General features: G+C 61.6%; 9 protein-coding genes and 2 pseudogenes. 10 read left to right on the forward strand and 1 reads right to left on the reverse strand.

Annotated elements, in window-relative coordinates; translation table 11 throughout:
- The first annotated feature begins 26 nt into the window (after positions 1 to 26).
- The 9 genes and pseudogenes from ATO9_RS18935 to ATO9_RS18975 all read left to right on the forward strand — a co-directional run bounded on the left by ATO9_RS18935 (position 27) and on the right by ATO9_RS18975 (position 9898).
- Positions 27 to 842, forward strand: a complete 816-nt coding sequence (locus ATO9_RS18935; protein ID WP_043753124.1) for a DODA-type extradiol aromatic ring-opening family dioxygenase — start codon at positions 27 to 29, stop codon at positions 840 to 842.
- Between the two features lie 8 nt (positions 843 to 850).
- The gene (locus ATO9_RS18940; protein WP_043753126.1) at positions 851 to 1348 is read left to right on the forward strand and encodes a luciferase domain-containing protein; all 498 of its coding nucleotides are present in this window, start codon (positions 851 to 853) and stop codon (positions 1346 to 1348) included.
- Between the two features lie 42 nt (positions 1349 to 1390).
- On the forward strand, positions 1391 to 2293 hold the full coding sequence (locus ATO9_RS18945; protein ID WP_043753128.1) for an SDR family oxidoreductase: 903 nt from the start codon (positions 1391 to 1393) through the stop codon (positions 2291 to 2293).
- Entirely contained in the window at positions 2293 to 2940 is a 648-nt protein-coding gene (locus ATO9_RS18950) for a glutathione S-transferase family protein (protein WP_048534191.1), read from the forward strand. Before ATO9_RS18945 ends, ATO9_RS18950 begins: the two co-directional genes overlap by 1 nt.
- 233 nt (positions 2941 to 3173) lie before the next feature.
- Positions 3174 to 4385 carry an IS256 family transposase gene (locus ATO9_RS18955; RefSeq protein ID WP_043753130.1) on the forward strand — a complete coding sequence of 404 codons (1212 nt, stop codon included), beginning with the start codon at positions 3174 to 3176 and terminating at the stop codon, positions 4383 to 4385.
- Positions 4386 to 4439: 54 nt separating this feature from the next.
- Positions 4440 to 4952, forward strand: a pseudogene (locus ATO9_RS18960) (IS3 family transposase); the annotation flags it as partial.
- A 45-nt stretch (positions 4953 to 4997) separates the two neighbouring features.
- A pseudogene (locus ATO9_RS18965) lies at positions 4998 to 7631 on the forward strand (strawberry notch family protein); the annotation flags it as partial.
- Positions 7628 to 8674, forward strand: a complete 1047-nt coding sequence (locus ATO9_RS18970) for a DUF7146 domain-containing protein (RefSeq protein ID WP_043753132.1) — start codon at positions 7628 to 7630, stop codon at positions 8672 to 8674. The pseudogene ATO9_RS18965 and the gene ATO9_RS18970, both read left to right, overlap by 4 nt.
- 312 nt (positions 8675 to 8986) lie before the next feature.
- Positions 8987 to 9898 (forward strand): DUF2493 domain-containing protein, encoded by a 912-nt coding sequence (locus ATO9_RS18975; RefSeq protein WP_043753134.1) that lies wholly within the window; start codon positions 8987 to 8989, stop codon positions 9896 to 9898.
- Between the two features lie 107 nt (positions 9899 to 10005).
- Here the strand turns inward: ATO9_RS18975 and ATO9_RS18980 are convergent, their stop codons facing one another.
- The gene (locus ATO9_RS18980) at positions 10006 to 10203 is read right to left on the reverse strand and encodes a hypothetical protein (RefSeq protein WP_043753136.1); all 198 of its coding nucleotides are present in this window, start codon (positions 10201 to 10203) and stop codon (positions 10006 to 10008) included.
- A 78-nt stretch (positions 10204 to 10281) separates the two neighbouring features.
- Between ATO9_RS18980 and ATO9_RS23645 the strand changes: the two genes are divergently transcribed.
- On the forward strand, positions 10282 to 10881 hold the full coding sequence (locus ATO9_RS23645; RefSeq protein ID WP_052418460.1) for a TetR/AcrR family transcriptional regulator: 600 nt from the start codon (positions 10282 to 10284) through the stop codon (positions 10879 to 10881).
- Positions 10882 to 10961: the final 80 nt, after the last annotated feature.

The raw sequence follows: 10961 nt of genomic DNA on the forward strand, positions 1-10961 counted from the left end.
GGCTTGGGGTTCAAAAGGACGACAGAATGACCGAAAGGCAGCCGACAGTGTTTGTTCCCCATGGAGGCGGCCCTTGCTTCTTCATGGACTGGAACCCGCCTGACACCTGGGACAGGCACCGCAGATTCCTTGAGGCTTTGCCTGCGAGCCTGCCGGCAAAGCCAAAGGCGCTTCTCGTGATCTCAGGCCATTGGGAGGAACGGGTGTTTACCGTGCAGACCAACTCCGCGCCGCCGCTGCTGTTCGACTATCAGGGGTTTCCCCCCCATACTTATCAGCTGACCTGGCCCGCGCTAGGCGATCCTACGCTGGCGGCCCGTGCAAGCGAGCTATTGAATGGCGCGGGTTTTGAAACCCGGGCCGACGCCACGCGTGGCTTCGATCATGGGGTGTTTGTTCCGCTAAAGGTGGCTTTGCCTGAGGCCGACTTACCTACCGTCCAACTGAGCCTGCGCGATGATCTCGACGCTGAGGCGCATCTTGCTGCTGGTCGCGCGTTGGCGCCCTTGCGAGACGAAGGTGTTCTGATCATCGGGTCCGGCAACACCTATCACAACATGGGCAAGATGATGCGGGCGATGAGGGGCGGACCCGATGGCCCGGTGAACGGCGGCGACTTTGACCGATGGCTCACGGGTGCGGTGACCCATGAAGACCCCGGGGCGCGCCGCGCCATGCTGGCTGCTTGGGATCGGGCACCCGGCGCACGCGACGCCAATCCGCGCGAGGAACATCTAATTCCATTGCACGTCGTGGCCGGCGCCGCGCTTGCGGATCGGGGGGAAAAGACCCTCGAGGATCACGTATTGGGCGCGGTCGAAAGCGCGTTCAGATTTGGATAGGACCAGATATGTGCTTCGAACTTCCTTTGCGGCAGGGTCCGCGCCCCGAAGCCACCGAGTGCGCCCCGCATGAGCAAGTGTCGCAGAACTCCTCGGCCGAGATTCACGCATTGTTCAAGCAGAAGGCCTTCGCCCTGCCCTTCGTCGAGCGTTGCCGATCGGGTATTTCGGTCCCCGGCGCCGAGGCATTAGTCCTGCCGCGGCCGCATGCCTGCGGCCCGCGCGAAGCCTTCATGATCGGACGCGAATTTGCGCATGTGCATCCCGCCTATGACGGTTCGTCGCACATGATGCTGCCGCTGCCGGCGATTGAGGAACTCATCGCGAAGGGATGGGGCGAACAGCACCCGATGGCCTCGGCCGGATACATCCCGGCCAATGCGATCATGGCCTTTGCTCCACGCGATGAGGCAGAGGTCGATGTGATGATCAAAATCCTGACCACAAGCTGGGGTTTCGCGCGCGGCAAGCTGGCGAATCCCGCCCCCACCCAAATCCACGATTGATCGCAAGCGCGCTTGCAGAAATATCAAGATAAGAGAGATACCATGTCCAACATCCAGAACGGCCCCTTCATCGTGACCGGCGCGTCCGGACAACTTGGCCGGCAGGTGGTCGACCTGCTGGTTCAGGCAGGTGCCGGGCCGGTCATCGCGATCTCGCGCACTCCCGACAAGCTTGCCGATCTGGCGGGAAAAAGAGTCGAGGCGCGCGAGGGCGATTTCAACGACCCGGCTTCTCTTGAAGCAGCCTTCGCGGGCGGCAAGCGTCTCCTCATCATCTCCACCGACGATCTGGAGCCGGGCAAGCGGCTCGCAGCTCATTCCAATGCGATTGCTGCGGCCAAGACGGTAGGTATCGACCACATCGTCTATACCTCCTTCGCAGGCCCAGTCGCGGAAAGTCCAATCGGATTCGCTCAAGACCACGAAGGGACCGAGAAGCTGATCACGGAAAGTGGGGCGGATCATTCGATCCTGCGCAACAATATGTACACCGACTTTCTGTTGATGGGCGGCCAGCAGAGCGTCGCCATGGGCACGCATTTCTCCGCCGCAGCAGATGGCAAGACCGGATATGTGACACGCGCGGATTGCGCCCGTGCCGCAGCCGCGGCGCTAATGAAAGCTACGGGAAGGAAGACCCTCGATATCACCGGGCCGGAGACGGTCAGCCAGGCCGAGGTCGCGGCGATCTTGTCCGAAATTGCGGGTAAGGAAATCCCCTATGTCGCCCTGCCCGCCGAGGATCTGGTGCAGGCGATGATCGCAAATGGACTGCCGGAGTTCATGGCGAGGGTCTTTGCCTCCTTCGACGAAGCAATCGCGCAGGGCTATCTCGATGTGGCCAGCGGCGATCTCGAATCGCTCACCGGCAAGCCCGGACAGTCGGTGGCCGATTTCCTGGCCGCTAACCGCGCGGCGCTTCTTCAGGCGCCGCAGGAACAATAATGCTGGAAAATGTCATGAGGCTTTACAACGCGAACTTCTCACCGAATGCGCTGCGTGTACGGGCGGTGGCGCACGAACTGGGCGTGGAACTCGAAATCGTCGAGGTCGACATCCGTGCCGGGGACAACCGCGCGGCGGAATTTCTTGCCCGCAATTCAAATGCAAAGGTGCCTGTTTTGGAGGACGGGAATTTCGTGCTCTGGGAGTCCCGGGCGATCTGTGCCTATCTGGCCGGGATCCGGCCCGAGGCAGGGCTCTATCCTGATGGCCTCAAGACGCGGGCCCTCGTCGATCAGTGGGCCTGGTGGCAAGCCATCCACCTTGGCCCGGCGATGCAGAAGTTGTCCTTTGAGCTGTTCCTCAAAGAGAAATTCGGCATGGGCGATCCTGATCCTACTGTGGTCGAAGTGGAACGGAAAGCCACCGATCAGTTCCTTGCCGTTCTGGAAACCGGACTCGACGATAAGGATTGGATTGCAGGCGCACTCAGCCTTGCCGACTTCTATCTGGCGACCACATTCATGTATCGCGACCAAGCGGGGATTTCGCTGGACGAATTCCCCAGAATCGCGGGCTGGATCGGCCGGCTTGAAGCGCGTGACAGCTGGCAGAAGGCCGTAGCACCGCTTCTTGCGCTCTTCGCCTGACATCGCGCTCGCCGCGATGATTGAACGATCTGCATCACGTCCGGCGATCGGCCCGCTATCAGATTTAGACATGAAGCAGTGTCCCAACGGTTGGTGTAATGCCCGCCGGTAGCGCGGGCTGAGCGGAGCCTTCGCGTAGCGAAGCGAGGCCCGCGTGGGTCGCTTGGCGGCCACGGTTGTTCTTCGGCTAAGGTTCGGTTTGCCGACCTGACCGATGACCGAGGAGATCAACCGTGACCAAAGACAGCCTATCAGAGACCGCAGCCTTGCGCGCGCTTTTGTCGGAGACGTCCGACACCCACCTGCTGGCCGAGATGCTCGGGTTTGTTGCCGACCGGCTCATGGCGCTGGATGTCGACCAGCTCTGCGGCGCCGGCGCGCACGAACGCAGCGACGACCGTGTGAACCGCCGGAACGGATACCGGTCCCGGGCCTGGGAGACGCGTGCAGGCCGGGTCGATGTGAAGATCCCGAAGCTGCGCAAGGGCCGCTATTTTCCCGAGTTCCTGGAGCCGCGCCGGGCGGCGGAGAAGGCGATGACGGCGGTCATTCAGGAGGCCTATGTCCAAGGCCTGTCGACCCGCTCGGTGGACGACCTCGTCAGGGCGATGGGCATGACCGGCGTGTCGAAAAGCCAGGTCTCGCGGCTCTGCGGCGAGATCGACGAACGGGTCGACGCGTTCCTGAACCGCCCGCTGGAAGGCGAATGGCCCTACCTGTGGCTCGACGCTACCTACATCAAGGTGCGCCGCGGCGGCCGGATCGTCAGTGTCGCGGCCATAGTGGCCGTGGCGGTCAACCTGGACGGCCGCCGCGAGGTCTTGGGCATCGCCGTCCAGCCCAGCGAGGCGGAGGTCTTTTGGGACGAGTTCCTGCGCTCTCTCGCGGATCGCGGCCTGCGCGGCAACCGTCTGATCATCGCCGACGATCACAAGGGCCTGAAGGCTGCAGCCGCCAAGGTGCTCGGCGCGACCGTCCAGCGCTGTCGCGTGCATTTCATGCGCAATGCGCTAGCCTGCGTCGGCAAGAAGGACCGCCCGATCGTCACCGCGGCGCTCCGGACCGCCTTCGACCAGGACACGCTCGCGGCCTCGAAAGACCACTGGACCAAGCTGATCGACGCGTTCGAACCACGCCATCCAAAGCTCGCCGAGTTGATGCGCCGTGCCGAAGAGGACGTCCTGGCCTACAAGGGCTTCCCCAAGGATCATTGGCCGAAAATCCATTCGACGAATCCGCTTGAGCGCTTGAATAAAGAGATCAAGCGCCGGACCAACGTCGTCGGAATCTTTCCGAACGAGGCCGCGGTGACGCGTCTGGTCGGAGCGCTGATGCTGGAGCAAAACGATGAGTGGGCGATCACGCGGCGCTACATGACACTGGAAACCGTCGCCGCCATTTGCGACACTGACCCCATGGACCCGGCGAAGATCGCCGCCCTGTAACTGCGGCCAAGCCAAGGCCGAAGAGCAAAGTTACACCATTTCCCGGGACACTATCAGCTCTGGGTGTCAGATTTCACCTATGTCTCAAGCTGGCAAGGGATGGTCTACGTCGCTTTCGTCATCGACGTCTTTGCCCGCAAGATTGTCGGCTGGCGCGTGGCGACTTCAATGACCACAGGCTTTGTTCTCGACGCCCTGAACCAGGCCATCTGCCAGCGGGCGCCGTCCGGGGCAGACAAGCTGATCCATCATTCGGATCGCGGATCGCAATACCTGTCGATCAAGTACACTGAGCGTCTGGCTGAGGCCGGCATCGACACGTCTGTCGGCAGCGTCGGGGATTCTTATGATAACGCCCTGACTGAAAGCATCATCGGCCTGTTCAAGACCGAGGTCATCAACTTCCTCGGCCCATGGAAGTCGGTCGGACAAGTCGAATGGGAAACGCTGAAGTGGGTCTCCTGGTACAACACCGAGCGCCTCCACAGCGCCATCGGATATGTCACGCCACAAGAAGCAGAGGAGGCATTCTTCGCAGACTTGAGCGCCACTGAGAAAGCGGCATAACTATTGAACCTCAAACTCTCCGGTAAACCCGGGGCGGTTCAGTCCGAAGGCATCCTCTTTGTCACTTACGCGACTCTGCGTTCCGCCGAACGCGAAGGGAAGGCGTCGCGGCTCGACCAGGTGACGTCCTGGCTGGGCGAAGGGTTCGACGGGGTTATCGCTTTCGACGAAAGCCACGCCATGGCGAATGCCGCCGGCGAAAAGTCCGATCGCGGCGACAAAAAGGCGTCGCAGCAAGGTCTTGCCGGCCTCGCGCTGCAAAATGCCGTGCCAGATGCCCGCGTCCTCTATGTCTCGGCCACCGGCGCCACTGTGGTCGGCAATCTCGCCTATGCCACCCGCCTCGGGCTTTGGGGCACCGGGGATTTCCCCTTGGTGGCGCGGGCCGAATTTGTCGCCGCGATGGAGGCCGGGGGTATTGCCGCAATGGAGATGATCTCGCGCGACCTGAAAGCGCTCGGGCTGTATCTGGCACGCTCGCTCTCCTATGCCGGGGTCGAATACGAGATGCTGGTGCATGAGCTGACCCCCGCCCAGGTCGCGATCTACGACAGTTACGCCGATGCCTATCAGATCATCCACACCAACCTCGAGGCGGCCCTTCATGCCTCGGGTATTTCCTCCGAGACTGGAACTTTGAACGCTCAGGCAAAATCCGCCGCCCGCTCGGCCTTTGAGAGCAACAAGCAGCGTTTCTTCAACCATCTCATCACCGCAATGAAATGCCCCTCGCTGATCCGCGCCATCGAGGCGGACCTGGCAGCGGGTCATTCGGCGGTGATTCAGGTGGTCTCGACCAGCGAGGCGGTCATGGAACGCCGCCTCGAGGAGATCCCGCCCTCGGATTGGGACGACCTGCAGGTCGATTTCACGCCGAGGGAGAACATCATGGACTACCTGATGCACAGCTTCCCGACGCAGTTCTTCGAGCCCTTCACCGACGAGAATGGCGATCTGCGTTCGCGCCCCGCTGTCGATGCGAGTGGCAACCCCATCATCTGCCGCGAGGCGGAGCGGCGGCGGGACGATCTGATCGAACATCTGGGCGCGCTCGCCCCGGTGCAGGGCGCGCTCGACCAGATCCTCTGGCATTTCGGCGGGGACGCGGTGGCCGAGGTCACGGGGCGCAAGCGGCGCATCGTGAAAACCCTTGAAGGGCGGCTCAAGGTCGAAAACCGCCCTGCCTCCTCCAACCTCGGAGAAACCCAAGCCTTCATGGATGATGCCAAGCGCATCCTGATCTTCTCCGATGCCGGTGGCACGGGGCGCAGCTACCATGCTGATCTCGGTGCTAAGAACCAACGCCTCCGTGTGCATTACCTGCTCGAGCCTGGTTGGAAAGCCGACAATGCGATCCAGGGGCTGGGGCGCACCAACCGCACCAATCAAGCGCAGCCGCCGCTCTTCCGCCCCGTCGCCACAAACGTGAAAGGTGAGAAGCGGTTTCTCTCCACCATCGCCCGCCGCCTCGACACGCTGGGTGCTATCACCAAGGGGCAACGCGAGACCGGCGGGCAGAACATGTTCCGTGCTGAGGACAACCTCGAAAGCCCCTATGCGCGGGCGGCGCTGCGGCAGTTTTTCTACAAGCTGCGCGCGGGCAAGATCGATGCCTGCTCCTATACGAAGTTTCAGGAGATGACCGGGCTGACGCTCGACGAGGCGGATGGCACGATGAAAGAAAATCTGCCGCCGATCCAGCAGTTCCTGAACCGTTGCCTGGCGCTCCGGATCGACATGCAGGACGCGATCTTCGAGGCCTTCGGCACCTTCCTTTCGGCCATCATCGAAGATGCGCGCCAGGCGGGCACGCTGGACGTCGGCCTCGAGACCCTGCGCGCCGAAAAGTTCGAGATCGTCGATCGCAAGGTGATCTTCGAGCATGAGGCGACGGGCGCGACGGCGACCGCGCTCACCGTCGAGCGCACCGATCGCAATGACCCGCTCACCCTGCCCCGGATCAAATCGATCTGCGCAAAAACGGACGGCGCGACGCTCTGCTGGAACAAGTCCTCCAAGCGCGCGGCGTTGATGGTCAATGCGCCGGCTTTCATGGACGAGGATGGTGTTCCGATCCTGCGGGTGAAACTGCTGCGGCCCATGGGAACCGAAATCCTCCCGCTCGGCGAATTTTCGACCTCGCATTGGGAGGAGATCGATGACGCGATGTTTGAGCATCTCTGGCAGGCCGAGGTCGACGCCGTTCCGGAGTTCACCACCTCGAAGATCACGCTGATCTGCGGGCTTCTTCTGCCGATCTGGGACCGGCTGCCTGCCGATAACATGCGCATCTATCGTCTGCAGACCGAGGACGGGGAACGCGCCATCGGCCGTCTGGTCAGCCAGGAGCAGCTTCTCAATGTCTATGCGCGCCTTGGGCTCGACTGCAAGATCGAGATGTCGCCGCAGGAGGTGCTCGCGGCCGTGATGGAGGCCAGGACGCCCCTGAACCTCCTCGGCGGCTACCAGCTGCGCAGGTCGCTCGTCATGGGGCAGCCGAGACTTGAACTCATTGGCGCCTCGGGCGCGGCCCTGTCCGGATTGAAAGCCATGGGCTGCTTCACCGAGGTGATCCAGTGGAAGACGCGGGTGTTCATTCCGGTGGACGGCATTGACGTGCTGGCGCGGGTGCTTGCCGAGCATCCAGTTGGCGCAAGCGCTGCGGATACCGCCGCATGAGTGCGCAGCGCAGCATCGCAGACCTCTCGGCCGATCTAGCGACCCGTGCCGAGAGTTTCTGCCGCCAGTATTTTCCAGAGGGGCGCAAGCGGGGGACCTATTGGCAGGTCGGCGACACCTCGGGCGCCAAAGGGCAAAGCCTCGCCATTAGGCTCCATTCGCAGGATGGGCGCAAGGCTGGCGCCTGGGTCGATTACGCGACGGGTGAATATGGCGATCTGATTGATCTGCTGCATGAACGGCTTGGGTCGGTCTCGCTCAAGGAAACGCTGAGGGAGGCCCGGTCCTTTCTCGGCGAGGCCCCCTGCCCTGCCGAGCCACGAGAGCCACGAAAATCTGAGCGCCCGGATGCAGATTCCAGCAATCGCAGCGCGCGGGCGCGCAAACTATTCGCGGCAGGCAAACCGGTGCTTGGCACATTGGCCGCCACCTATCTTCAGGGGCGCGGTATCACACGGCTTGGACCTGCCCTCCGTTATCACCCGCGGGTCTTCCTGCGGTGGGGCGAGGACGACGCCGATCCGCCGCAAAGGACTCCTGCCCTGCTGGCAAAGATCACCGACAATCGGGGCCAGATCACCGGCTGCGCGCGCACCTATCTCGACCCGTCCACGGGCGGCTTGGCCGCAATCGAGAGCCCAAAACGGATCCTCGGGCAACTGCATGGCCATGCCATCCGCTTCTGGTCCGGCAAGGCGCGCTCTGATCTCATCGTCGGCGAAGGTCTCGAGAACACCCTCTCAGTTGGCACCGCTTTCCCCGAGTTCGACCTCGCGTCCTGTCTCACCGCCACCCATCTCGGTCTCTTCATCCCGCCGCCGGGCATCCAGCGCATCTGGATCGCGCGGGACAATGACGAAGCGGGACGTAACGCATCAATGAGATTGCGTAACCAATTGGAATCTCTTGGAATTGACTGTGGTGATCTCGTGCCAAGCTTGGGCGATTTCAACGACGATCTGCGGGCGTTTGGCAGGGATGCGCTGCGCCGGTCCCTGTTTGAGGCCATGAAAGCGCAAGGTCTGGAGATCGGGGACGGTTGAGTGCCAGCTTCCTCGCGTGATGATCGACGGGGCAAAGGTTCCGCGGTCTCGATCTGATCCCGTTTGGATAAGGGGAGCGATGGACCGGCGGGTCGGGGCTGAGTGCCCCTCGCCCGGGCAGCAATGCGCCCCGAACCAGAAAATTCCCCTGCCCCGCCGCGTGGCCGCGTCGGCTCATTCCTCGCGGGAACAATTTTCCGGCCCGGGTCACATTCTCCGCTGCGCTTCGATCCTGGCGGATGCGGCCCGGTCGCCGCCGGTCCTGATATCGCCCCATCCAAATCGGGTCAGATCAATCAGAGGAACCAGACAATGCCCCATCAGACAGACATCCAAGAAGAAACCGGCGTAACCTCCGCCATCCTCGACCACCTGGCACTTCACGGCGCAACGCCGAGGCCCGGCGAGACCGATCATCGCCCCCTGCCCCAGCCAGATGAGGTCGAACTCGCCATGGCGACCCTCTTTGACACCACCATCGGCCTCCTCACCGGCAGCCAGTTGGAAGACAATCTCGAAGAGATGCTCTGGTCCCTCACCTCGATCTTCCATCGCCGGCTGACCCATATCCAGAAGCTCCTCGACGACAACGAATTCGAGGTCCGGGAAAGCCTTGCGATCCAAGACGGCTCCGAGGTCGCCTCGGTCGAGCTCGAGCGCCTCCAGATGATCGGGTTGAAGCTCTGGGACCATCGCGACGCCTTCGAGCAGATGCGCGATCTCGCCGTGGACCATTTCTCGGCCGCCACGGGCTCGCCCTGGCTGCCCCGGACAGGATCCAAGGTCTCCCATCGTGGTCTCACCTCCGCCGTGGTGGATAGCCGGGCCTATCTCTCTGCCAAACGCCGCAAGGAGACCGAGGTGCACTGCCCCGAAGGCACGCGGATCGCCTTCTCAGGCGGGGACTATCACGCCTACGATCTGATCTGGTCCGTCCTCGATGCCACCTTTGCGAAATACCCCGACATGGTGCTTCTGCACGGCGGCACGCCCAAAGGCGCCGAAATGATCGCCGCCCGCTGGGCAGATACCCGAGGTGTCACCCAGGTGGTCTTCAAACCCGACTGGAAAAGCCACGGCAAGGCCGCCCCTTTCAAGCGCAACGACAAGATGCTCGAGACCATACCGCAGGGTCTGATTGCCACGCCCGGTTCGGGCATCACAGAGAACATCGTCGACAAGGCCCGCAAGCTCGGAATCCGCATCAAGAGGATCGGGGCTTAGGCCCCGGTTCGATCTCGGCTTGGATCAAGGAAGCAACCTTTGGCCCTGTTTTCGCGAATAGGCAGCAATGCGGGACTTTGCTGCCGTTCGCTGTGTCTCTGCGAATGTCAGCTCTGGGTCCGGCGGGTCAACTTCATCAATCGCGGCTGTTGCCACATCGCAATCCCGCTCAACGCGATAATCGGAAATACGCCCAACTGGATCATTGCCTGAAACGCTGCATTGCCGCTTAACGTTGGACTGTAGACGTATGCGCCAATTAAGAGCCCGGCGACCAAATGGACGTATCGAAGTGGTTTGCGCATCTACATGCTCCTTCTTGCGTTGTCGGAGGGTAGTTGATATTGTCATTGTCAATATAACTTCAAATTGACAGCGTCAATATGCCGAAGACAAAAAACTATCATCGCGGTGATGTGAAAACCGAGTTGATCAATGCCGCCGTGGAAGCGCTTAAGACGCAATCGTTTCAAGCGGTAAGCATGCGCAAGTTGGCGAGTGCGATCGGCGTAAGCCACAACGCGCCATACATGCACTTCAAAGATAAAGAAGCGCTATGGCTAGCGATCTCGGATCACGGCTTTGAAATGCTGAGCAACGAGATCACCCGGGAGATCGCCACACATTCGACTTGGAGGGACCGGCTGGAAGCAGGCTGCAGGGCCTATGTAAGGTTCGCCGAAAGGAATCGAGAATACATGCTCGTGATGTTCCGCCCAGCAACCCCGGGTAATGTTCGAGCGCTTTCTCCAAAAGGCGCGGAAGCCCTAGACTTATTGACACTTGAAATTGCCGCCGGGGGAGCGTCCGGCCAAATCGAACTCACAGAGCCCGCAAAACTTGCGGTATTGCTCTGGATAATGCTCCACGGTCTGACGATGGCGAAACTTCAAATCGGCGGCGAGCGCGGTCCGCTGCTGGAAATCGCCGGTGACGACCATATCGGTTGGATGTTGGACAAGGTGCTTGCAACGGAAAAATGAGAAGCGGCCATTAGCTACCTCTGCAACATCTGAGCTACCCCCCGAAATTCGGACACTGACATAAGCTATGATTTGCAGTC

The organism is Pseudooceanicola atlanticus, from assembly GCF_000768315.1.
Lineage (GTDB): Bacteria > Pseudomonadota > Alphaproteobacteria > Rhodobacterales > Rhodobacteraceae > Pseudooceanicola > Pseudooceanicola atlanticus.

What these genes read in the sequence shown, in the direction of transcription:
- ATO9_RS18945 (WP_043753128.1), top strand. Translation starts at nt 1,391, where the DNA reads ATGTCCAACATCCAGAACGGCCCCTTCATCGTGACCGGCGCGTCCGGA.
- ATO9_RS18950 (WP_048534191.1), top strand. Translation starts at nt 2,293, where the DNA reads ATGCTGGAAAATGTCATGAGGCTTTACAACGCGAACTTCTCACCGAAT.
- ATO9_RS18975 (WP_043753134.1), top strand. Translation starts at nt 8,987, where the DNA reads ATGCCCCATCAGACAGACATCCAAGAAGAAACCGGCGTAACCTCCGCC.
- ATO9_RS18940 (WP_043753126.1), top strand. Translation starts at nt 851, where the DNA reads ATGTGCTTCGAACTTCCTTTGCGGCAGGGTCCGCGCCCCGAAGCCACC.
- ATO9_RS18970 (WP_043753132.1), top strand. Translation starts at nt 7,628, where the DNA reads ATGAGTGCGCAGCGCAGCATCGCAGACCTCTCGGCCGATCTAGCGACC.
- ATO9_RS18980 (WP_043753136.1), bottom strand. Translation starts at nt 10,203, where the DNA reads ATGCGCAAACCACTTCGATACGTCCATTTGGTCGCCGGGCTCTTAATT.
- ATO9_RS23645 (WP_052418460.1), top strand. Translation starts at nt 10,282, where the DNA reads ATGCCGAAGACAAAAAACTATCATCGCGGTGATGTGAAAACCGAGTTG.
- ATO9_RS18935 (WP_043753124.1), top strand. Translation starts at nt 27, where the DNA reads ATGACCGAAAGGCAGCCGACAGTGTTTGTTCCCCATGGAGGCGGCCCT.